Source organism: Desulfuromonas sp. KJ2020 (assembly GCF_024197615.1).
Lineage (GTDB): Bacteria > Desulfobacterota > Desulfuromonadia > Desulfuromonadales > SZUA-540 > SZUA-540.
Genome location: NZ_JAKUKE010000003.1, coordinates 1,290,393 through 1,313,565 on the forward strand (window position 1 = coordinate 1,290,393; position 23,173 = coordinate 1,313,565).

Genomic DNA, 23,173 nt, shown 5'->3' on the forward strand with positions numbered 1-23,173 from the left:
CATACGCCTCCCCTTCAACGAAGGCTTTTCAAGAGATCCCTGACCAACCGATAACTAACTTCATTGACGCTGGGGCTGGCAAAACCGAAAATGCGGCCGAATGTACTGTATCCCCGGGCGGAGTCACTGGCCTGCCAGATAATTCGACCGGTCTGCACATCGACCAGCCGCAGCGTTAACGCCACCTGAGGATAACTGTAAGACCCGTTGCGCAGTTCACTGTAATCATCAACCGAACCTGCCAGATAAGCATCAACGTTCAACGCTTTTCCCATGCGCTTGGCGGTGGAGGCATCCAGGGAGACGGTCTCCGCTTCGGCGACCTCCTCCCGGAGAAAGCGCCGCAAATCGCCCTTCTCAACCACCTTAAACAGGCGACGGGCCAGAAGTTCGGTGGTGACAACGTCACGAAGCCGTTCCGCCGCAAATTTTTCGGCGGAATGATTTTCCAACGGCAGAACAGCCACCATCTGGACATAGCCAGGGTCAAAGCTCTCCTCGACAAAAGAGTGCCTGGTCGTGGAGCAGCCCACGGCGGTCAACAGAGCCAGAAAAAGAAAAAACCTGCTTTTTATTAAAAAATGTCGCACTTTTCTCTCCTCACGTGAGCCTCAAACCGCGCCAACACAAGCACCACGATTATATTTTTCTAAGCAAAGACTATGCCTCGGGCTGTAAAAAAACACCGTCTGCTCCAAAACACCCCTAGAAGGTAAGATTCAGGCTGGCTACCGTATTCCATGAATTGTTTCCCTCATCTCTCAGGTACCCATAAAGCGCACGCAGGGAAATGTATGAGCTTAAAGACCATAAAATTTGTAGTTCATAGGTCTGGTATTGCCGTTCTTCCCAGCCGAGAACCACATTGCCCGTCGTCTGGATTTTTGGGGTCGTCCGCCAGGCGACGCTGCCGGCGGTGGTGATATCACCCGAGTTTTCCTCATAATCTACCTGCGAAAGCAGGAGAAGGATGTCGGACGGGCGATAATTGATCTTGCCGCCAAAGATGGAAGTGTCCTGGTTTTCAGAATTGGCGCCAAGGTCGCCATCGTACTGGGTCGAGGTTCGCGTGTAGGTGACATCAACGGTTAAGCGTGGCGAAAAGCGGGCTGTGCTGTCGTAGCGCCAGGTCGTTGTCGTCGTTCCGGTGGAAGCAAGTTCATTTCGATTACGATCCCAGTTCAGGGAAAACCTTGCGGTCAGATCCGGAAAAATCACGGCAGAAATATAGCCATTTAACGAATCCTGCAGATTTTCCTTCACCGACCCCACATAGTTGTCGGTATGGGTGTATCCAGCCGATGCATCGAGACTGTCCAGGGGAGATGAAGTCATCGAAATCGAATAGGAGCGTCCCACCCTTTTGCTTTCAGCTTCATTGCGTCTGTCGGTCTGGTTGACACCGACAAGAGTAGAAAAATAGCGGTTCAGAATATAGTTTGCGGTCACGGATTGATTGAGTTCGGTGCTGTCACGGCCTGGATCCAGCTCCCGGTCGGTGTGACGCAGATTGTAATTGAAGCGCCACTGACTCGAAGGTTGGTAGGCCAGGGAAACGTTGGCTTTTCGATCGACAAAGCGGTTTTCAAACCGTTCAACCGGCGCCGTGGATTGCCTCGCCTCCCCCACCTCCAACTCGGTGACATTGACCGTCTCCGTCGACACCGCCGTTCGCTCCGAGACCGCCTTGAAATACCTCACCTCGATATTTCCGGTGGGGATGTTGACCTCTAGCACGGATCGCCCGTTTTCAAGGTCGTACTCCAGCAAGGTACCCGGATCCAGCGGAATCCAGTCCAAGCCATTGTCGCTGGTGTAGAAGCTCCACGACAGCAGAGTCTGGGCGGTCAGCGAGATTTCCCTGTCCAGATAGATGCGCAGGCGGTTAAAGGGCTGGAAACTCATTTGCAGCGCCATATTTTGCGTCAGGCCGGACTGGAGAAGCTCGACCCCGGCCGAATCGATGAAATTGCCATCAATCAGTTGGTCGTTCAGAGGCAAGGTACCCAAACCGGGAGTATCGTCAGCGCCGGAATAGGCCTCCAAGGTCAGTCGGTTGATCGGGATGAAGATTTCGCCGCCGATACCAACACGCGTTTCACGGTCGCTGTTGTCATAAGAAACCTGGTAAGCCCCTGAAAGGGTAAGTCGTCCGTCAAGGAGGGTTCTGCTACCCTGAACCTGACCGAAATGCCGGGAGGTGTCTGAGGTTGTCGCGGTGGTCATATCCTCGCTGGAGTTCAGTCGATAGTCGTACAAAACCCGCAGGCCAGACCAGTCATAATCAAACCGTGCTCCGACATAGGAGGATTCCTGGTCGAGTTCGCGCGGCCTTTCTTCGTCATAAGCGCGGGTCTGTCCATAGTTGAGACGAATCCGCGGCCATTTCTGGTTCTGGGTAAAGACGTTGGCGTCCCAGGACTGACTTACGCGATCCGAACGCTCGGAAGATTCCTGCCAGGTCTCTACGGCACTGAGGTTCACGGAGAAGAGATCGTTAAACACGTCAACCGACACCGTCGGCGTCAACAGGCTGTTGCGCTCCCCACCTTCCCTGCGGTTATTGTTGTAGCGGGCCGAACCCGCAAAATTCATGGCTTCCGTAAGCTCTTTACTGAAATCAAGGTTGTAGTATTCGTTGAATGACCAGGGAACATCAAGGTCTCCTCCCTGGTCCGCATACTGCCAAGTGCCCGACAACCCCAGGGGAGAAGCTGCGAAAAGAAGATTTTGGCCCCCTCCCCCAAAAGGGGAGAGAGCCAAACCGATAAAAAGGATCTTGGCTATTTTTTTAAACAAAAGCCGGTCCTTATCACCACATTAAAGATGAAGAATCAATTCGCTGGCAAGGTTAGAGAGTGCGCGTCACCATGACAGGCCTGACAACCGGTAAACTTCTGAAGCATGGCTTCACTGTGCGGCGCCCCATGACAGGTACTGCACTCGGGCACATGGCCGTGGCTGTCGGCATGGCAGACAACGCAATTCAAACCCGCATGTTTGCGGGAACTGGCTTGATGAACCGCCGCCACCGCCCCATGACAGTCGGCGCAGATTGCGTTGTTGACCTCCGTGCCGTAATGAATCCGGCGCGGGGAATGGACAGGATGACAGCTCAAGCAATCCGGGTTCGACACAAATGGGGTGTGCGGCGCGGGATGGCATTCGGTGCAGGCCGGCTTGTATCCGTGGCGGGTGTGATGACATTCCGCACAACTGACCGCGGTATGCAGGCTGTTGAACTGGGTCAGCTCTTTCCCCTGGCTGTCATGGCAGGTGTTGCAGTTTTTCTCGAGCGTCTTCAGGTCGGTAAGGCTTTCAACGGGCGCGTGGGCATTCAGGTGGCATTGCAGGCAGGCCTTGAAGTTGGGGCCGTGCGCCTCGCCATGGCAATTAACACATTGGGGAACGACCTGCTGCCAATCGCGCCCGGGCTTCCAGGTATGAAATGTTTCATGACACTGCGCACAATGTAGCTGATGCTTACCCCCTTTATCACGGATATCCGTAAAGACCGTCATGTGACACTGGGCGCAGTCAAGAGTAGTCAATGGCTTGACCGGCTGCTGGTAGACATTGGCTGCCTCACCGTCGGCGGCGTGCAGTTGTCCGCCACCAGCGAACATCGTGATGGCTGCAGTCAGCAGAACAGCCAGGATGGTGGGAAAATTACGTCTGCTGCTTTTCATTTTGGATCCCCCTATTCATCTCATGATTCCCCGAAGAGAAAGGAAGGGGCGGTCGTCAAACCGCCCCCGTTTTTTACTTGGGCATGTCCAAGGCATGGGCGTCAAGATGACAGTCGAGGCAATTGGGGAATTTGCTGTGCATGGCACTACCGTGGGGCAATCCATGACAGGTACTGCACTCAGGCACGACCTTATGCTGGCCCTTGTGGCAGTAAGCACACAGCAGGGCACCATGTTTTCTGGAGGTATTGGTCAAATTCTGACTGACATCGCCATGACAACTGCCGCACAGAGGAGACGGCAGGTCGTCCGCATACTTAACGACCAACGGCATATGGGGCTTGTGGCAGCGCAGGCAGTCCTGATAGGTCATGTCGCTCGAATGGGGAGCGTGACACTCGTTGCAGGCTGTAGCTTGACCGTGGGTAAGGTGACATTCCTTACAATCAAGTTGGGCGTGCATGCTGGGATAAGCTTCCATTTCTTGTCCAGGTCCGGCGTGACAGGTCAGGCAGACAGGCTTCACCGAGGCAATCTGGGTAAAATCCATTTCCATGGGATAATGGGGGTAATGGCAGGACTGACAGTTTTCTAGAGCATAGTGGGCCTTTTCACCCGCATCGTGGCACATGCTGCATTCCGGAATGGCATTGGACCCCATGGGGGGATGTTCAAGGTGACAATCCTGACAATTGACTGCGGTCTGGTGCTTGCCTCCCTTGGTATTGACGTCCCGCACAGCCTGCATGTGGCACTTGATGCAATCTTTGATTTCGAGGGGAACGACATGTTTGGTGGCTTCATCCGCTGCCATAGCCTTACCAGCGAGCAGTACAAGTGTGAGACCTAAGGCCATCAGGGCAAACCTCTTCATTTTTCCTCCTGTTTCCTGTGATGTCATGGTGGAATTTCAGCAATAGAGGGACAGTCCCTCAAGGTTTAACGGAAAAGATCTGAACACGTTGATTGAAGGTGTCCGTCACCCATAAGCGACCGTACCGATCCAAGGCGACGTCCGACGGAAAGTAGAACCAGCCCCGCTCTCCACCCAAACCACCGAGTTCGAGGATAAACTCTCCCTGCAGAGAGTAGGCAGAGACCGCGTGACGCATAAAGTCGACGATAAATATTCGACCGTTCTCTTCATCGACAGCAAGGCCTCGCGGCCTGGACAATTTGCCCTGCACCCCGCCTTTTTGACCGAACTGGTACAGAAAATTTTCGTTTTCATCATAAACAAAAACTCTGCTGACTTCCTCACTGAGAAGGTAAAGCCGCCCGCTATCACCCCGGACCACGGAGTTGATTTTGACTTTTTCCTTCACCCCCAGAACCTCGTCAAAAGGTTGCAGAATATGGGAAAACTCTCCGGATAAATCCAGAACAATGCAACCATGGTCGTCATTGCCGGCGACGTAGATTTTGCCGTTATTGCCGATGGTCATCTCGCGAGGAACAAAGGTCTCCGCATTGGCAAAACCGTTAAAAGCAATATCCTGGATCGGGAGAAGAGCTCCATCAAATTGCCGAATCAATCCTCCCTTACGCTTGTCCGTGGGGCCGAGAAGAACATAAGCGCGGCCATTAAAGGCAAAATAATTCATCACGGCCTGCAGACCGCGGCCCTGGCCGAAATAAAACTTTGGGAAAAAATCCAGAGAATAGACCACGAGCTGATTATTGCCCGAGTCGACGACAACCATTTCATCTTGTTCCCGATCAAAAAAAATCGAACCGGGATACCGAAGTTCTGACCCTTTGGCGTCAAGCTTTAAAACAGCCTGGGCGCTGATGCGCAAAGGCAAACTGTCTTCTGCGTCGAGAATTTCGGTAAAAAGGGGATAGATCAAACAAAAAGAGATGATAATTAAAAAGTTTTTTTGAATGAGCTTATCCAGGGAACCACCTATTACTTGCATAAAATACTCGAGACTGAAAACCCGCCATGCTGATTGGCTCCGAGTCACATGCAGGGTTTATACCTACATTGGCGATCACTAAGATATAAGCATTTTCTCATGGTAGAAAAGCTACTTGACAGCCAGCAAAAATCAAGACGCCTGCAGGCCGATAGGCCAAATGCCCTAGCATCTGGCCATTTCCCTACACCAGATGGGGCAAAGCCCCCAATTAAGTTTTTCACATAGAAGCTATCCTGTAAATGCGCTCACGATAGAATCCCGATACAAATTGAAGGTCATATCTTCACAATCCCTCAGAAAAAAGAAAATAACTTTCCCCAGATACCATCATTAATTTAACTAGTTGCGCACTACATCATGAAGCAGGACGAATGGAGATTTCACATTGTTTAAAGTTTAATGCCTGTGAAGACAAACGCAAGGGATTATGGGAAGGGCCCTGGCAAAGAGCCTCAAAAGAGAGGACAGATCGATTTTTTAATTAGATAAAAACAATACCGCCAAGTAAAGCAAGACGAACTCTGTGCAGGTATAGATTTCACTGAATCTGCTGATGGGTTGCAGCCCCGGAAAACGGGGCGCTAGATATAAGTGCTTGAAGTTCCAGCGAAGACGGGCTTTTAAGAAGTGGCGCAGTCGCTTTGATCGCCGCGGATTTTGGCGACGGCGTGAGGAAGGGTGGGCCAGACAGCTTCTAGATTTTCCAGGGCGCCCTTGGGGCTGCCGGGGAGATTGAGAATAAGGGTCCCCTGTCGAATACCGGCTACGGCGCGGGACAGGGCGGCCCGGGGGGTGATCTGCAAACTGCGCAGCCGCATGAGTTCGGCCAGGCCGGGTATCAGGCGGTCGACGACCCGCTGGGTGGCTTCCGGGGTGACGTCACGAGGGGAGACGCCGGTGCCGCCGGTGGTCAGCAGCAGGTGAGGCGAGACCAGCGCGGTCCAATGCATAAGCCGGTCAGCGATTTGCGCTTCTTCGTCGGGGAGGATTTCCAGGGCGACGGTAGAGACGCCGTGCTCCTCCAGCCACTGTTTCAAGGCCGGGCCGCTGGTATCGACCCTCTCGCCCCGCGAACCCTTGTCGCTGATGGTTAGAATGACCGCCTTCATCCCTGCGCCTCCTTCCGGTACAGGCCACTCTTGCCCCCCTCCTTCAGGAGCAGCGCCACCTCGCCAATGGTGATGGCGCGATCCACCCCTTTGCACATATCGTAGATGGTCAGCGCCGCCACGGACGCCGCCACCATGGCTTCCATCTCCACGCCGGTACGCTCCACTGCCTTGACGGTCGCCTCAATGCAAATGCGATGATTGTCATCGTCAAAGAAGAATTCAATCCATACCGCGTGCAAGGCCAGGGGATGAGCCAGAGGGATAAGATCGGGGGTCTTCTTGGCGGCGGCGATGCCGGCCAGCCTGGCCACGGCGAGTACATCCCCTTTCTTCATTTCCCCCTGACGAATACTCCGCAGCGTCGAAGGGCTCATGGAGACGCAGGCCCCGACGACAGCACGGCGCAGCGTCGGCGCCTTGGCACTGACATCGACCATGATGGCCTGCCCCTGCTCGTCAAAATGGTTGAAGGACATTCGTCACTCCTGGGTAAAAAGGTTTGATCTCAGACTTTTTTTTCCGCTGAATCGTCAACGCGCTGGGCTTCCTCCAGAGGTTCTTCCTTGAGGCCCGACTTGAAGTTGCGAATGCCCTTGCCAAGAGCGCCGCCGACCTGGGGCAGCTTGCCGGCGCCAAAAATGACCATGACCAGCACCAGAATGATGAGGAGTTCCTGAGTCCCGAGTCCAAACATATGCTATCTCCTTAATTTTCCTTTGGGGTAAAAAACGATAAAAAACTCAGTTGGCGGATTCGCGACCGCCATCCTGCAGATGAATAGGGTCGCCCGGCCGCACGAGACCGCCTTTAAGCACCCGGGCAAAGACGCCTTCACGCGGCATGACACAGTCACCGGCCTGGTAGTAAATGGCGCAGCGGTTGTGGCATTCCTTGCCGATACGGGTGATCTCCAGCAGTGCCGCCCCCAGGGTCAGGCGGCTGCCGATGGGGAGGGCCGTCAAGGCAATACCGCGGGTAACGATATTTTCAGCAAAGTCGCCGGAGCCCAGGCGCAAGCCCTTGGCGCGCATGGTGTCGATGCTCTCCTCGGCCAGCAGACTGACCTGCCGATCCCAGTCGCCAGCGTGGGCGTCCCCGACAATGCCATGGTTTTCCTTGAGCAGGATCGAGTCGACGGGCTTTTTCTGCTCGCCCTTGTTTTCACTGATGCAGACGGCGATTACCGATGGTTCCATGGGTTGATCTCCTGGCATGAATGGAGCAGCCTTCTAGCCGCCGATGGTGGACATGGAGAAAGCCGGGCCGCGCTCGCTTTCCTCGTCGAGATGATGTCCAGAGGCCTTGCCCTTGACAATGTCGAGCAGGGCCCGCTGCACGGCCGGCATATCGCCACTGTGCAGAACAGGGCGCAGATCCACGGCCTCCCCGGAAAAGAGACAGCTGCGCGCCTTTCCGGTGGCCGTCACCCGGATGCGGTTGCAGCTGTCGCAGAAATGACTGGAAACCGGAGTGATGATGCCGAAAGTGCCGGCGGCACCGTCAAGGCGGTAGTCACGGGACGGCCCACAGAGAGCCCCCCGTGACAGCGCCTGATACGCATATTTTTCGCCGATACGGGCCAAAATCTCCTCGCCGCGCACCACCTGCTCCTGCCAACCGGCGTCCTGAATGTTGGGCATATATTCGATAAAACGGACGCTCTGCGCCTTCGCAAGCGTCATAGCGGCGAAATCCACCACTTCATCATCATTGATGCCGCGCATGACGACCATGTTGAGCTTGACGGCGAGCCCGGCCTCCTCGGCGGCGGCGATGCCGGCCAGCACCTGGGCGAGGTCGCCGCAGCGCGTGATGGGACGGAAACGTTCGGGCTGCAGGGTATCCAGACTGATGTTCACTCGCTTCACCCCGGCGGCCTTCAAATCGGGCGCCAGCTCGGGCAGGAGGATGCCATTGGTCGTCAGCACCAGCTCTTTCAATCCCGGCAATTTCGAGAGTTCGCTCAGAAAGGGGATGAGCCCCTTGCGCACCAGGGGTTCGCCGCCGGTGATGCGAATCTTCTCAATCCCCAAAGACACCGCCGCCCGGGCCACACAGTGGAGTTCTTCGTAGCTGAGAATATCGTCGTGGTCGAGCTTGGCAACACCCTCCGCCGGCATGCAATAGCGACAGCGCAGATTGCAGCGATCGGTGACCGACAGACGCAGGTAGTTGACTTTACGATTGAATCCGTCCAGAAGTTCCATCCAGCTCTTTCCTTTTTCGCGGCGGACAGCCAAAACAGAACCGAATTTACCCCATAATCATACACCAGGTTCTTTTCGCCCCGCACCCTTTTCTTTGGCCCCGTACCTAGTCCAGGAGATAAACGTCCACGAGGGTTCCTGCCGCAACCAGATCCTCATCTCCCGGCAGGATGGCGATTCCCTCGGCCCGCACCATGGTAGAGACCATCCCCGTGTGCTGGTCACCGGCGCTGGCCGCGTAGAGGATATCCCCGTCCTGCGTCAGGCTGACCCGCATGAATTGCAACCGTCCCTTCTTTTTTTTGGTGGACTCCCGCAAAACGGCTCGAACGCGGGGTTTTACAGGGTCTATACCGCCGCCGATGCGTTCCAGGGCAGGCTTCACCAGAAACTCAAAAGTCATCAGGGTGGAGACAGGATTGCCCGGCAACGAGAAGACCAGACAATCGCCTTTGACCCCGAAGGCGGTGGGATGCCCGGGCTTGATGGCCACCTTCCAGAAGAGTTCACGCACACCGAGGTCGGCCAGCACGTCCCGCACCAGATCCCTGTCGCCGGCCGAGACGCCGGCCGAGGAGATGAGGATATCGGCCTTCAGGCCTTCAGCCAGTTTCAGACGCAAACTGTCCACCTCGTCGCGGGCGATCCCTAACAACAGCGGTTCTGCACCCGCTTCACGGACAGCGGCAGCCAGCGACAGAGAATTGCTGTTGATGATCTGGCCCGGGGCGGGCATTTCGCCCAGTTCCACCAGTTCGTCCCCTGTGGAAAGGATGGCGACCCGCGGGCGTCGAAACACCGGCACGAAAGCCTGTCCGAAAGAGGCCAGCAGATTGATGCCGTCCGGGCGCAAACGGGTTCCGGCGGCCATAAAGGGCTTTCCCCGGGCGACATCCTCCCCCTGGCGACGAATATGCTGTCCCGGCTCAACCCTGGCCGTCAGCGTGATCCAGCCATCCGCCTCGGCAACCTCTTCGACGGGCACCACTGCATCGGCCCCGGCCGGCAGGGGGGCGCCGGTCATGATACGGATGGCGCCGCCCTGCTCCACCTTCTCGCGGGCCGGCGCCCCGGCAGGAATATAGCCGCTGACCTGGAGTGGTTTCGCGGCCCGGCAGTCCCGCGAGCGCACGGCAAATCCGTCCATGGCCGAGTTATCCCAGGCCGGCAGATCCCAGGTGGCGCACACGGCCTCGGCCAGCACGCGCCCGCAGGCCTCGGCCAGGGAAACACGTTCCTTCCCCAGGGGCCGGGCCTGGTCCAGAATGATCTGTCGGGCCTCTTCAAAACGTATCACCATCCAGAAAACTCCTTTACATCGCCCTTTTTTGTAGATTGGACCACGCGTTGATCAGCCTCCCGCCGTTCAGGGAAACGACCTTGCTGTCAAGCCGCGCGGGCTGGCCTGGGTCATGGGTAGACATGACAATGGTCGTCCCCTGTTCGGCACAGAGATCACGGAGCCGCTTCTCGAACAGGGCCAGATGCCCCACATCGATATTGGCCAGCGGCTCGTCCAATAGCAGCACCCTGGGCTGCAGAACCAACGCACGGGCCAGAGCCACCCGCTGGATCTCTCCCCCCGAAAGCGCCCGGGAGGAACGCTGGGCAAAGCCCGCCAGACCGACGGATTCCAGCGCCGCCTCAATGCGGGCGGACCGCTGAGCACTGGCAATGTTCCGCAAACTCAGCCCGAAAGCCAGGTTGTCGTAGATGCTCCCCTGAAAAAGATAGGGCGCCTGCTGAACCAGGGTCACCTCACGGCGCAGGCTGGCGTCGGCCAGGCCGCCGCGAAAGACAACGGCCCGGCCGTCGAACCGCAACAGGCCGCGCGTCGGGGGGGCCAGCAGGGCCAACAGGCGCAGCAAGGTCGTCTTGCCGGCCCCGTTTGGCCCGGTCAAACAGTAAAGCCGCCCTGCTTCAAGAGCCAGGGTGTCTATTTCCAACCGGAAGGCCGACCCCACGGCAACCCCAATATTTTCCAGCGAAAGAATCGGCTGCATGGATCACCTCTGTTGCAGAATATTCATGGCCAGGTTGACTAACAGCGCCACCCCCAGCAGGATGAGGCCCAGCGCCAGGCCGAAAGCGAATTCCCCCTTGCTGGTTTCCAGGGCGATAGCCGTGGTCATGGTGCGGGTATGGTGGCGGATGTTACCGCCAAGCATCATGGCCACGCCGACTTCGGCGATGACCCGGCCGAAGCCGGCGATAACCGCCGCCATGACGCCGAAACGCACTTCCCGCAGCAGCATCCAAACACCCCGCAGCCTGCCCGCTCCCAAAGTGAGGGCCGTGCTCAGAATGCGGGAATCGGCCCCCACCACGGCAGCCAGGGTATAGTTGGCCACAATGGGCATTGCCAGCACCATCTGGCCCAGGATCATGGCGGCCGGGGTAAAGAGCAGCCCCCACTCCCCCAGTGGCCCCTGCCGGCTGAGAAAGCCATAGAGTACCAGGCCCACTACCACCGTCGGCAGGGCCATGAGGGTATTCAGCAGGGTCAGCACCAGCCCCCGCCCCGGGAAGCGGCTGATTCCGACCAGAGCGCCAAAGGGAATGGCCAGGATCGCCGCCAGCACAATGGCCACCAGGGAGGTGTAGAGCGAGGTCCATACCGTGATGAAGACCTCGCCGTCAAAGGCCAGAATCAGCGCCAGGGCTTTTTGCAGAGAAGTGAAGATAAAATCCAAAACCGCCTACTTTTCGTAAATGAAGAAAAGAGGTTCTCCGTTCTTGTTGTAGGCGGCGATGGCCTGCTGACCCTGGGGAGAGACCAGGTAATCCATGAACTTGGTCGCCAGCTCGATTTTGACATGGGGGTGCTTCTTGGGATTGACGGCGATCACCCCGTAGGGATTGAACATGCGCTCGTCCCCTGCCACCAGGATTTTCAGGTCCGTCTTGCTGCGGTAGGCCACATAGGTGCCCCGATCCGCCAGCGTATAGCCCTGCAGCTCCGTGGCCATGTTGATGACCTCGCCCATGCCGAGCCCGGCCTCGACATAGTCCTTGCCGGCCGGAGCAAGACCGGCCGCCTGCCAGAGTTCGAGTTCCTTGTGATGCGTGCCGGACTTATCCCCACGGGAAACAAAGGCGCTATCCGAGGCGGCAATTTTTTTCATTGCGGCAGCGACGTCGCCCATGCCGGCGACACCGGCCGGGTCGGCGGCGGGGCCGAGCAGAACGAAGTCGTTGTACATCACGTCCCGGCGGTCGATCCCGTGGCCGGCGGCGACGAAGGCTTCTTCGAGGGCACGGGCATGCACCAGCACCACATCGACATCCCCCGCCTCCCCCAATTTGAGGGCCTTGCCGGTGCCGACGGCAATCACGTCAACCTGGCAGTCATTCGCCTGTTCGAAGGGGGGCAACAGGGCCATCAGCAGACCGGAGTTCTCCGTCGAGGTCGTGGTGGCCAGACGCAAGTGTTCCACCGACAAGGCCGGGCCAGCGCCCAGCAACAGACAACAGACAACAGACAGCAGACAGACTTTCCAAACTTTCATAAAACCTCCGTGAAGTAGCTGGGGGGAAATTCCCCATAAAAAAGGAGCCTTCCTATTGGAAAAGGCCCCTGACTACCCCATCGGCGGGGTTTACGGATGCTCTCCTTTCCAAAAGGGAGGCGCGGCCGTTTCCAGCCGAACCCAACGACCGGTCGCCCTGGGGTTGCCCCGGTAGGCGATGCGGTTCGGAGATGAAATTGTGGGCGGGCGAAATAGAGCCCGATACCTGATTACCCTTTCTGCCCGAGGCGGGCACCAAGCGTATCCGTCTGCTCAGCAGTATTTCCCGGGACCTGCTTTTCACGCAAGTGGAAATATTCCTGCGGGGTGTTGATGTTGCGAAAAGAGAGGCCCTGCGGATCGAGTTCGGCCAAATCTTCCAGCGGCATCCGGACGACCTTCACCTCATCGAAGAAGGCGACGATGCGCCGCTCGCCCCGGACCAGGGTTCTCTCCATGGCGGGCAGGCAGCCCTTGCCATAGACGGCATGCAGGGGTTCGAAGCCCTGCTCCCCCCAGGGGATGATCACGTCCCCCGTCTTCTCGGCCAGACAGAGGTGCCGGATGACCGCCGGGGAGACAAAAGGCATATCGCAGGCCACCACGAAGATGCGCTCGTGACGGGCATGATGCAGGCCGGAGTGAATGCCGGCCAGGGAACCCTGGGCGCGATAGAGGTCGGGAACCTTGCAACAGGGGATATCGGCGTAGAGGTCAGGCGAGTTGGTGACGATAAGCACCTCGTCGAAAAGGGGGCTCAGGCGCCGGTAGATGTGATCGATGAAACGGGCACCATCGATGGGGAGCAGCGACTTGTCACTGCCCATGCGCCGACTTTCACCGCCGGCCAGGATAACCCCGGTAACTCCGGCAAGGCGCGGTTTCGCATCCGGCAGTCGTAAGCGCTCGGCATGGCTGAAAATCTCCATCGTTTCGGCCCGCACATAACCGATGAGGCAAATGCCTGCCTGCTCGCTCAGGCGCACGGCCATATCGGTGGGTGAGGTACGCGAGGCGATGGCGGCAATACCCAGGCGAGCCGCCTTGGCCACCATCTCGGTGGATACCCGCCCGGAAGTGACCAGCAATTTACCGGACAGATCGACCCCCTTGAACAGCGCTTCGCCGGCGATGCGGTCAAGGGTATTGTGGCGACCGATATCCTCGGCGTAGAGGAGCATCTTCTGCCCATCCCCCACCGCCGCCGAGTGCATGCCGCCGTGGCGGCGGTACCCTTCGGCATGGCGCTGCAGCTCGCGCATGAGGGAAAAAATCGATTCGGGCGTGAAGGTCGGTGTGTCGCCATCGTCAGAAAAGGAGGACTTAACGCCCTCGGCGGGAAAATCGAAAGTGATCCCTGTTCCGCAGCCCGAGGTCAGCACCGGCCGGAGATCGAGGGGGATATTCTGGCGCAACTGCACCCGTGCCGCCCCGAAATCGCTGCAAATGCCCAGGCTGAGAATATCATCGAGGGTGGCAACCATGCCCTGCAGGCGAAAAAAGCCCGCCACCAGGTAATTGAGTTGATGGGGCGAGGAGATCAGGGTGGCCAGTTCGCGTCCGTTGACCGTCAGCCGCAGGGGGAATTCCCGCACGACGTCCCGCTCGCTGAGGCTCGCCCCCGTCCTATCCACCCGCACGATCTTCCCCTGGTTGTTCTGCTCCATGTTCTCTCCCGCATCGACCTTAACGACCGGTGGACGGTTAAAAATCCTTTGCTCCAGCAAAGCAGAAAACATGCCGACCAGCGAACGTCGTCAAAACGCCCTTTTCCTCTTCGGGCAACGGGTCAGGTTGACCCACCTGTGTCATTCTGATCCACCCGATTGACTTCCTTACCGACTGCGATGATTTCATCATGATCCAAGCCAACCGGCAAACAGGATGAACGAAGTTCATGCAATCGTGCAGGGCTCTCTGAAAGAACAAGGCCCGCAGCATCTGCCGCAGGCCTTGTTGTTGAGAGAACATCTAAACCCTGTACTTAGTGTCCGGAAGAAGAAACGGCCTCCCCAGCCCCCTCCGTCTTGGCGCCATCGATGCGGCGAAAGGTATCCGGCAGCGAGTAATCGACGGTTTCCGGATGGTGCTCAAAGATAGGGAAGTATTTGGCAATGAGCACAAAGAACAGGATATGCGCCGCGATGATGCCCAAAGTGACCAGGGTCTCGATGATGGACGGCAGGTAGATATTGTTGGGGTCCATCATACCGATCATCGACACGTTGAAGCGGTTGAGCACCAGCCCGAAAATAACCAGGCCGGCAGCGATGGCCCGACTGCGGTCATCTTCCCTGACGGACTTCAGCGTCAGCAGGATGAAGGGCAGAATAAATCCGACCCCGAATTCCAGAATGAAGGAGAGGGTGAGACCGGGACGATCGAAGAAAGGCCCTTCCGACAGCGCCAGCAGGCTGTAGATGCGCAGGGCGATATAGAACCCGAGGGTCCAGGGGAGAATCTGCGCCAGGGTGCGCAGCAGCACCCCTTCGTTGGGCTGCCCCATCCATTTGTGGCTGGCCGTGGCTTCGAGAATAATGATGCACATGCCGGTACAGATGGCGCTGACCCAGAAGAGCAGCGGCAGCAGCGGGTTATACCAGAGGTTGTGCAGCTTGTCGACGGCAATAAGGAAGAAAGTGCCGAGAGAGCTCTGGTGCAAAGTGGAGATGGCCGCGGCCAGAATGACCAGGGGCATCTCCAGCCAGCGCAGCACCCGCAGGGGCACATGCCAGCCGAACTTCTCCGCCACCGGGGAGAGAAATTCGAGAAAGAGGACGGTCGTGTAGGCCATAACGCACATGGAGACTTCGAACATGGGCGAGTGCAGGTTCCAGTAGCGCAGCACGTGCCAGCCCTTGTGGGGCTGACCGAGATCGAGCAGCAGACCGACGCAGACCAGCGAATAGCCGAGAAAGCCGGTGACGATAGCCGGACGCACCAGCGGCTCGAGCTTCTTGATATTGAAGCAGTGGACGATGGCACCCAGGGTGAAGGCGCCGGCGGCCAGGGGCACGGCGGTGACGACGTCGAAGCTGATCCACAGACCCCAGGGGTAGGTATCGTCGAGGTTGGTGGTGACGCCCAGCCCGAAGACAAAACGGACCAGCGAAGCGAGGGCGGCGATAACGACCAGGGCGATGAGGAACTTGACAAACAGGTGGTAGCCCTTGATTTCATTGACAACATATCTGGCGGCAGTCATCGCTTTAGTCCTCCTTGCGCTCGGCAGAAGTCGGAGCCGCCGCAGCGGCCTCTCTTTCCTTCCGCAGACGTTCTTTACGGTGGTTGATCCAGGAAATAGCCGATAAGCCGCCGCCCACGGCAAGGAAGGCCGCCGGCACCAGGCGCAGGGCCTGCCAGGTATAGCCGGGCAGCGAACGCATGGTGACGGGCTTGAAGCCGAGCTCATCGAAGGGCAGGCTCGTCAGGTAGATAACGCTGGTGCCCCCCGCCTCGTCTTTGCCGTAAACCTTGTGAATGTAGCGCTGGGGATGTTCGGTGAGACGCCGTTCGGCCTCCTTGATCATCTCCTTACGCGGGCCATAAGTGATAGCCGTCGGGCAGGCGGTGGCGCAGGCGGGCTTCAAGCCCTCTTTAACACGGCTGAAGCAGCCGGTGCATTTTTTCACCAGCGGAAAGGCTTTGCTCCATTCGTACTTGGGGATGCCGAAGGGACAGGCGATCATGCAGAAGCGGCAGCCGATGCAACGGTCAGCCTTGTAGACGACAGGCCCTTCCGTTGTCTTCACGAAGGCCCCGACCGGACAGACGGAGGCGCAGGCCGGCTCGTTGCAGTGCATGCACATCTCTTTATAGAAAGCGAACTCGTTCTGCCCGTTCTTCTGGTAATCGCGGAATTTGATGCGGGTCAGCGTCTTCTCCGACATGGCAGGCGGGTTCTGATAACCCTCACCGCTGAAAAAGGAGGTCTCCTCTGCCTCCAGCTGGTTCCACTGTTTACAGGCCACCTGGCAGCCACGGCAGCCGGTGCACTTGGTCATATCGATCAAAAAAGCTTTATCCTGGGAAAAATCGGTGCGCGAACTCATGCGGCCCTCCCCCCTTTCTCAATATTGCACAAAAAGGCCTTGTACTCGGGGATGGTGGTGTTAGCGCAACCCACCGCCGTCGTCAGCACATTGGCGCTGTCCCCCCGGGCCATGCCGCCGAAACCGAAATGCCAGGGCAGACCGACCTGCTCGATGAGACGGCCGCTGACCCGCAAGGGCTTGATGCGGGACGTCACCAGCGCCTTGGCCTGGATGCTGCCGCGCTCGGAGGAGACGGTCACCAGATCGCCGTTCCTGATCCCTTTCCAGTCCGCCAGCTGCTCGCTGATTTCCACGAACATATCCGGCACCAGCTCGACCAGCCAGGGCAGGTTGCGGGTCATGGCCCCGGCCTGCCAGTGCTCCGAGACCCGGTAGGTGGTCCCGACATAGGGGAACTTGTCGGCGTTGCTGAGCTTGGCCGGGATCGCGACAGCTGGATTGCACTGCTGCGGGCTCATCATGTTGGAAACAGGGCTCTCCATGGGCTCATAGTGCTCAGGCAGGGGGCCGTCCGCCAGACCGGCGGCGAAAAGACGGCCGTAGCCTTCCGGGATCATAATAAAAGGATTTTTGGTACCGTCCTCGTTCATGGGGGCCCAGCCACCGTCAGGCACATCCCCTTCCCACTTGCGGGTGAGAGCGTTCCAGGCGATAACCGCTTTTTTCGGATTGAGCGGCCTGCCATCCAGGTCAACGGAAGCCCGGTTATAGAGAATGCGGCGGTTGACCGGCCAGCACCAGGCCCAGTTGTGATACATCTCCAGGCCGGTGGGATCCTCCAGCCCGCGGCGCTGCATCATGTTGCCGGCCTCGGTGAAAGATCCGCAGTAGAGCCAGTTGCCACTGAGGGTGGAACCGTCCTCCTGCAGGAAGGCGAAGCTGGGCACCTGCTGCCCTTTTTTGTAGAGCTTGCCCTTGATCTCCACGTCGCGGGTGAACTGGCCGTTACACTCCCTGGCCACCATATCGATGTCCGGCTCGTGGCCGTCGCCATAGTTCCAGGCCAGATTGACGATGGGTTCGGGAAAGACCCCGCCTTTCTCGTAAAGCGCTTTGAGGCGCTTGAACATCTGATCGACGATGAAGGCGTCGCTTTCGGCTTCACCGGGTGGATCAACCGCTTTATAGCGCCACTGGGCCCAGCGCCCGGAGTTGGAGATGCTCCCCTGCTTCTCGACGCTGGACGCGGCCGGCAGCAGAAAGACCTCGGTGTCGATGGTCCTGGGATCGACGCCGGGGCGTTTCCAGAAGATGGAGGTCTCCGTCTCCCAGAGGTCGGCCGCGACCAGCCACTTGAGCTGATCCAGGCCGCTGGCGATACCGTTGGTGTCAGGACCGCCGACGATGGGGTTCGTCCCCATGCAGAAGAGCCCTTCGAATCCACCGGCCTGCAGCCGATCCATGAGCTTGATGAACGAATAGTTGTCGCTCTTCTTGGGCAGATAGTCGTAGCAGAAGTCGTTTTTCGCCGTGGCATGCTCACCCCAGTAGGCCTTGAGCAGACTGGTCATGTATTTGGGCGTATTGCTCCACCAGTTGGCGCTGTTGGGGTCGCTGCTTTTCGGAGTGACCTTGTCCAGATACGTGGCGTAGTCGACATGGTGGAAGTCGGGCACCTTCAGATAGCCGGGGAGGATGTGGTAGAGAATGGCGTAGTCCGTCGACCCCTGCACATTCGATTCGCCGCGCAGAGCGTTGATCCCCCCGCCGGCGATGCCGATATTTCCCAGCAGCAGCTGCAGCATGGCGTAGGAGCGCACGTTCTGGGTACCGTAGGTGTGCTGGGTCGTTCCCATGGCGTACATGATGGTCGCCGCCTTGTCGGGTCGGCCGGTAGCGCAGAAAGTACGGGCTACCGCCATGTAGTCCTGAATGGCCGTCCCGGTAATCTCGCAGACCATGGCCGGGGTGTAGCGGCTGTAGTGTTTCTTCATCAACTGATAGACACAACGAGGGTCCTGCAGGGTATGGTCGCGCAGGGCGTTGCCGTCTTTATCGGTCTTGTATTTCCAGCTGTCCTTGTCGTAACTGAACTTTTCGGCGTTGTAGCCGCTGAAAATCCCTTCGTTGAAATCGAAGGCGTCATCGACCAGGAAGGAAGCGTTGGTGTACTGCACAACGTAATCCTTCTGGATGAGGTCGTTCTCCAGCACGTAGTTGATCAGCCCCCCCATAAAAGCGATATCGGTGCCGGGACGCAGCTGGGCATAAATATTGGCCTTGGAGGAGGTCCGGGTATAGCGGGGATCGACGCTGATCAGGGTGGCGCCGCTGTCCATGGCCTTTTCGACGTACTTGAAAGAAATAGGATGATTTTCAGCCGGGTTGGAGCCAATACAGAGGATGACATCCGCATGCTGGATATCGTTCCAGTGATTGGTCATGGCACCGCGGCCAAAGGAGGCTGCCAGACCGGCAACCGTAGCGCTGTGTCATATTCGGGCCTGGTGTTCCAGGTAACTGACCCCCATGGCGCGGGCGAACTTGCCCCAGAGGTAACACTCTTCGTTGTCGAGAGCCGCGGCGCCTAAAAAGGCCATGCCTTCATTGCGGTTGACGACGTATTCCTTGCCGGCCCGGTTCTCCGTCTTGACGAAGTGACGGTCGCGGGAATCCTTCATCAGCTCGGCAATGCGATTCATGGTCCAGTCCCAGGATTTTTCCTCCCAGCGATCGCTGCCAGGAGCACGGTACTGCACCTTGGTCAGCCGTCGTTCGTTGTTGGCCACCTGGAACAGGGCACTCCCTTTGGAACAGAGGGCACCGCGATTAATGGGATGCTCCGGGTCCCCTTCAATGTTGACGATCTTGCCGTTCTTGGTGTGAACGATCATGCCGCAGCCGACAGCACAGTACGGACAGACGGTGGTCGAGGTCTGCAGTCCCTTGGTACGCAGCTCGGCACTGTCCAACCCGGCGTGAGCCGGCTTCCCCGAAACAGCCAGCCCGGCTGCCGCCAGACCGCTTCCTTTGAGAAAATTCCTTCTGGTAACACCCATGCACTCTCTCCTTGAATGGTATACAACGACCGTATGCGGTCATTTGAGTCTCCCCTGTCATTGGCAACCTCTGTGCCAATGGGGCATTCCCCTTAGCCTCCCCCTCGGCAGTCCGCATGGTTGCTGCCTGTCCCCGAAATCGGTGCGCCCTTGGTTTCCGCCATGTCGAAGAGGACAGGTGGGTCATTTTTTCTCCCGGCGGGTCATATCGACCCAACACCGGGCCTGCGAACTCTCCTCGCGGGGAGGCCGGATCGCACCCTGGCCAAGGCCCTTCCCATCTGGAATAATTTGTGCTTATTATGAAAATCTTTAACACCTTCCGGGAGAAATCATGGCCAAACGAATCATCGTGGTAGATGACGAAGACGGCATGCGCCGCTACCTGAACAAAATGCTGACCGGCTGGGGCTACGAGGCGGAAACCTTTGCGGACCCTCTGTTGATGCTGAAGTTTCTGGGGCAGGCCGATTCGGAATGCGACCTGGTTTTGCTTGACGTCAAAATGCCGGAAATGGACGGTATTGAGGCCCTGACCCGCATCAGGAGTATCCGTCCCGATTTGCCCGTTATCATGATGACCGGCCACGGCACCATCGACTCGGCGGTCGAAGCCATGAAGATCGGCGCCTACGACTATCTGAGCAAGCCCTTTCCTCAGGAGAAACTGCAGACCCTGCTCGTTCATGCCATGGAACGGGAAAAACTGCGGGAAGAGAACCTGTCTCTCAAGAAAGAGCTGCAGGAACGCCACACGCCGGGCAAGCCCGTCTTCGTCAGCGATAAATTCCGTCAGGTCTACGAACTGGCCTTGCGGGTGGCCGCCAGCGACGCCAACATTCTGGTGCTGGGCGAAAGCGGCACGGGTAAAGAGCTCATCGCTGGCACCATCCACTACGCCAGCCCCCGCGCCGCCAACCGCTTTCTGGCCATCAACTGCGCGGCCCTGTCGGAAACCCTGCTGGAGAGCCAGCTCTTCGGCCACGTCAAAGGCTCCTTCACCGGCGCCCTGCAGTCGCAGAAGGGCTTTCTGGAAGAAGCCGACGGCGGCACCCTTTTTCTGGACGAGGTGGGCGATATCAGCCCCGGCCTGCAGGCCAAGCTGCTGCGCGTCATCCAGGAAGGCGAGTTCATCCCCGTCGGCGCCACCCGCCCCAAAAAGGTCGATGTCCGCTTCATCGCCGTCACCAACAAGGATCTGGAAAAGGAAGTGGCCGAGGGCCGTTTTCGGGAGGACCTCTATTACCGTCTTAACGTCATCTGCCTGAATCTGCCCCCCCTGCGGGAGAGGCGGGAGGATATCGTTCCTCTGGCGCAGCACTTTCTCGAAAAAATGATTCAGAAAATGAAAAAAAACCTCCAGGGCATCGCCCCCGAGGCCCTAGAGGTTCTGCAGAACTATCACTGGCCCGGCAACATCCGCGAGCTGCAGAACGTCATCGAGCGGGCGGCCATTCTGGCCTTGGACGATCAGATCACGGTGGACCTGCTGCCAATCCGTCTCAGCGCTGCCCCGACGCCTGCCGCTGTCATCGACACTATCGATATGCCCCTGAGCCTGCGGGAGGCGGAACGGCGGCAAATCAACCGGGCCATGAAAAAAACCGCCGGCAATAAAAGTCAGGCGGCTCTGCTGTTGGGCATCACCAGAAAAACTCTCGACCGCAAGATCAAGGAATTCGACATGCCTGCGCCGGAAGAGGCGGACACCCCATGAACCTGCCCTTGCCCCGCCCTCTCTCCATTCGCGGCAAGTTGACCCTGGCAGCACTCGCCCCTCTGATCGTCGTGCTGATCCTGGTTACCGTCGCCATCGTTTACCTCATCAATGCCTACATCGTCGGCGACACCCAGAAACGCGTCCGGAACGAGATGGATTCGGCGCGGGCCGTCTATCTGCGCGAACTGGAGCGTATCCGCGATGTCGTCCGCTTCACGGCCCACTCCGACGCCACCTCCCGCTCCCTGAGTCAGGGCCAGTCGGCTCTATTGCTCGACGAACTGGCGTCCATTGAGCGCCGGGAACAGCTGGACATCCTCGGCATCAGCGACCCCTTGGGCCGGACGCTCCATCCGGAGGCGCCGATCACGGCATTTTCACCATTCATGGAAAGGTCGCTTTATCAGGGGAGCTTTGCCGGCACCGCCCTTCTCACCGCCGAACAGATGCAGGAGCTGTCCCCCGATCTCGCCAGAAAGGCCCGTATCGCTCTCATTGACGGGGATAAACCGTCTGAAGCCTTTGAAACCAGGGGCATGTTTCTGGTCAGCGTGGCACCCGTCAGAGACAAGGCGGGCCATGTCCTGGGATTTCTCTATGGGGGGAAATTACTCAACAAGCATCTGAGCCTGGTGGATGAAATTCAAAAGATCATTTATGGCGAAGAAAAATTTGACGGTATAGAACGCGGGAGTGCCACCCTCTTTCTGGGTGATCGGCGCATCGCCACCACCATCCGCCTGGATGACGGCAGCCGCGCCCTGGGGACTCAGGTTTCACCGCAGGTCGCCAAAGCGGTACTGGAAGAGAAGCAGAGCTGGCTGGGACGGGCGCGGGTGATCGACGAATGGTACCTGACCGCCTATGAGCCTCTATTGGATATCGACGGTCAACCCATTGGTGCCCTGTACGTCGGCCTGCTGGAGAAGCCGTTTATGGCCCTCAAGGCGCGAGTGGGTGGCATCCTGTTCGGACTTCTTCTGCTCGGCAGCGGTATCGGCTATCTGTTGGCGCGCGAAATATCCCGTCATCTGAGCCGTCCCCTGCTCGCTCTGGACGCCATGGCACAGCGGGTGGCGGCGGGAGAAAAACATCTGCAGCTGCCAGAAACCGGAAAAGACGAAATCGGCCATCTTACCCGGACCTTCAACCACATGGCGGCAGCCCTCAATGAGCGAGAAACGCAGCTGAACAGTATGAACCAGCAACTCGAGGAGAAGGTCCGCGAGCGAACCCGCCAGCTCGAAGAGAGAAACGACGAACTGATCCGCACGCGGGACGAGCTGCTGCGCAGCGAAAAACTCGCCGCCGTCGGCTCCCTGGCCGCCGGGGTCGCTCATGAGATCAACAACCCGGCCGCCATCATTCGCGGAAATGTTGAAATCCTGCTGATGGACCTGCCACCCGGGGCCGAGGGGCGCGAAGAGGCTGAAGAAATTCTGAAACAGACCGAACGGATTTCCCGTATTACCCAGAACATGCTCACCTTCGCCCGCGAGCAGGCGATTCATCCTCGGCCCGTCGAGGTCAACAACCTGCTCGACGATATCGTCGCCCAGGTCAGTCATCAGGTCAGTATCGGAACAGTTGAGATCATTCGTCAATTCGGGACCGATCTGCCGCCCCTCATGACGGACGAGGAGCGATTGCGCCAGGTGTTCACCAACCTGCTGATCAATGCCCTGCAGGCCATGAATGGCCAAGGAGACCTGACCCTGCGCACTCGGCTGGTGAAGGGCGCCGTGGAAGTGACCGTACAGGACACCGGACCGGGCATCTCCGAAAATATCCGCAATGCGATTTTCAACCCGTTCTTCACCAGTAAAAAACACGGCACCGGGCTGGGGCTATCGACCGCTTACGGCATCGTACAAAGTATGGGAGGGAAAATCGAAGTGGAAAGCCGGGAAGGGGAAGGCAGTCTTTTCCGCGTCATCCTGCCGCAAAAGGCCTGAAACAG

At 58.2% G+C, this 23,173-nt stretch carries 20 protein-coding genes and 1 riboswitch; of the genes, 2 read left to right on the top strand and 18 right to left on the bottom strand.

Translation table 11 applies throughout. The annotated features are described in order from the left end of the window. Positions 1 to 14: 14 nt before the first annotated feature. The 18 genes from MJO47_RS14385 to fdnG form a co-directional block, all read right to left on the bottom strand. A complete protein-coding gene (locus MJO47_RS14385) occupies positions 15 to 590 on the bottom strand; it encodes a penicillin-binding protein activator LpoB (protein WP_253961799.1) in 576 nt (191 codons plus the stop codon). Between the two features lie 115 nt (positions 591 to 705). Further along, positions 706 to 2,799: a hypothetical protein gene (locus tag MJO47_RS14390; RefSeq protein ID WP_253961800.1), complete on the bottom strand. Its 2,094-nt coding sequence runs from the start codon at positions 2,797 to 2,799 to the stop codon at positions 706 to 708. A 35-nt stretch (positions 2,800 to 2,834) separates the two neighbouring features. Beyond that, a complete protein-coding gene (locus tag MJO47_RS14395; protein WP_253961801.1) occupies positions 2,835 to 3,689 on the bottom strand; it encodes a cytochrome c3 family protein in 855 nt (284 codons plus the stop codon). Between the two features lie 73 nt (positions 3,690 to 3,762). Beyond that, positions 3,763 to 4,563 carry a cytochrome C gene (locus MJO47_RS14400; protein WP_253961802.1) on the bottom strand — a complete coding sequence of 267 codons (801 nt, stop codon included), beginning with the start codon at positions 4,561 to 4,563 and terminating at the stop codon, positions 3,763 to 3,765. A 58-nt stretch (positions 4,564 to 4,621) separates the two neighbouring features. Continuing rightward, complete coding sequence (locus MJO47_RS14405; RefSeq protein ID WP_253961803.1) at positions 4,622 to 5,494, bottom strand: NHL repeat-containing protein; 873 nt, start codon at positions 5,492 to 5,494, stop codon at positions 4,622 to 4,624. Between the two features lie 737 nt (positions 5,495 to 6,231). Continuing rightward, positions 6,232 to 6,720, bottom strand: coding sequence for a molybdenum cofactor biosynthesis protein B (locus MJO47_RS14410; RefSeq protein ID WP_253961804.1), 489 nt, complete (start codon positions 6,718 to 6,720; stop codon positions 6,232 to 6,234). Continuing rightward, positions 6,717 to 7,199 carry a cyclic pyranopterin monophosphate synthase MoaC gene (gene moaC / locus MJO47_RS14415; protein ID WP_253961805.1) on the bottom strand — a complete coding sequence of 161 codons (483 nt, stop codon included), beginning with the start codon at positions 7,197 to 7,199 and terminating at the stop codon, positions 6,717 to 6,719. The genes MJO47_RS14410 and moaC overlap by 4 nt, the downstream gene beginning before the upstream one ends. Before the next feature lie 29 nt (positions 7,200 to 7,228). Beyond that, positions 7,229 to 7,417 (bottom strand): twin-arginine translocase TatA/TatE family subunit, encoded by a 189-nt coding sequence (locus tag MJO47_RS14420; protein WP_253961806.1) that lies wholly within the window; start codon positions 7,415 to 7,417, stop codon positions 7,229 to 7,231. A 46-nt stretch (positions 7,418 to 7,463) separates the two neighbouring features. After that, positions 7,464 to 7,919 carry an MOSC domain-containing protein gene (locus MJO47_RS14425; RefSeq protein WP_253961807.1) on the bottom strand — a complete coding sequence of 152 codons (456 nt, stop codon included), beginning with the start codon at positions 7,917 to 7,919 and terminating at the stop codon, positions 7,464 to 7,466. 33 nt (positions 7,920 to 7,952) lie between these two features. Then, complete coding sequence (gene moaA, locus MJO47_RS14430) at positions 7,953 to 8,930, bottom strand: GTP 3',8-cyclase MoaA (protein ID WP_253961808.1); 978 nt, start codon at positions 8,928 to 8,930, stop codon at positions 7,953 to 7,955. A gap of 106 nt (positions 8,931 to 9,036) precedes the next feature. Then, entirely contained in the window at positions 9,037 to 10,227 is a 1,191-nt protein-coding gene (glp, locus tag MJO47_RS14435) for a gephyrin-like molybdotransferase Glp (RefSeq protein ID WP_253961905.1), read from the bottom strand. Positions 10,228 to 10,243: 16 nt separating this feature from the next. Next, a complete protein-coding gene (locus MJO47_RS14440) occupies positions 10,244 to 10,933 on the bottom strand; it encodes an ATP-binding cassette domain-containing protein (protein ID WP_253961809.1) in 690 nt (229 codons plus the stop codon). Positions 10,934 to 10,936: 3 nt separating this feature from the next. Further along, positions 10,937 to 11,623, bottom strand: coding sequence for an ABC transporter permease (locus MJO47_RS14445; RefSeq protein WP_253961810.1), 687 nt, complete (start codon positions 11,621 to 11,623; stop codon positions 10,937 to 10,939). 6 nt (positions 11,624 to 11,629) lie between these two features. Then, positions 11,630 to 12,439, bottom strand: coding sequence for a substrate-binding domain-containing protein (locus tag MJO47_RS14450; protein WP_253961811.1), 810 nt, complete (start codon positions 12,437 to 12,439; stop codon positions 11,630 to 11,632). A gap of 86 nt (positions 12,440 to 12,525) precedes the next feature. After that, positions 12,526 to 12,642: riboswitch (molybdenum cofactor riboswitch) on the bottom strand. A 27-nt stretch (positions 12,643 to 12,669) separates the two neighbouring features. Then, entirely contained in the window at positions 12,670 to 14,106 is a 1,437-nt protein-coding gene (fdhD, locus tag MJO47_RS14455) for a formate dehydrogenase accessory sulfurtransferase FdhD (protein ID WP_253961812.1), read from the bottom strand. A gap of 317 nt (positions 14,107 to 14,423) precedes the next feature. Then, the gene (gene nrfD, locus MJO47_RS14460) at positions 14,424 to 15,644 is read right to left on the bottom strand and encodes an NrfD/PsrC family molybdoenzyme membrane anchor subunit (protein ID WP_253961813.1); all 1,221 of its coding nucleotides are present in this window, start codon (positions 15,642 to 15,644) and stop codon (positions 14,424 to 14,426) included. 4 nt (positions 15,645 to 15,648) lie between these two features. Beyond that, complete coding sequence (locus MJO47_RS14465; protein ID WP_253961814.1) at positions 15,649 to 16,491, bottom strand: 4Fe-4S dicluster domain-containing protein; 843 nt, start codon at positions 16,489 to 16,491, stop codon at positions 15,649 to 15,651. Then, a complete protein-coding gene (fdnG, locus tag MJO47_RS14470; RefSeq protein WP_253961815.1) occupies positions 16,488 to 19,493 on the bottom strand; it encodes a formate dehydrogenase-N subunit alpha in 3,006 nt (1,001 codons plus the stop codon). The genes MJO47_RS14465 and fdnG overlap by 4 nt, the downstream gene beginning before the upstream one ends. A gap of 334 nt (positions 19,494 to 19,827) precedes the next feature. Here fdnG and MJO47_RS14475 point away from each other — a divergent pair, with 334 nt between their 5' ends. Continuing rightward, complete coding sequence (locus tag MJO47_RS14475; protein ID WP_253961816.1) at positions 19,828 to 21,210, top strand: sigma-54 dependent transcriptional regulator; 1,383 nt, start codon at positions 19,828 to 19,830, stop codon at positions 21,208 to 21,210. After that, positions 21,207 to 23,168 (top strand): cache domain-containing protein, encoded by a 1,962-nt coding sequence (locus MJO47_RS14480; protein WP_253961817.1) that lies wholly within the window; start codon positions 21,207 to 21,209, stop codon positions 23,166 to 23,168. The genes MJO47_RS14475 and MJO47_RS14480 overlap by 4 nt, the downstream gene beginning before the upstream one ends. The last annotated feature ends 5 nt before the right edge of the window (positions 23,169 to 23,173 follow it).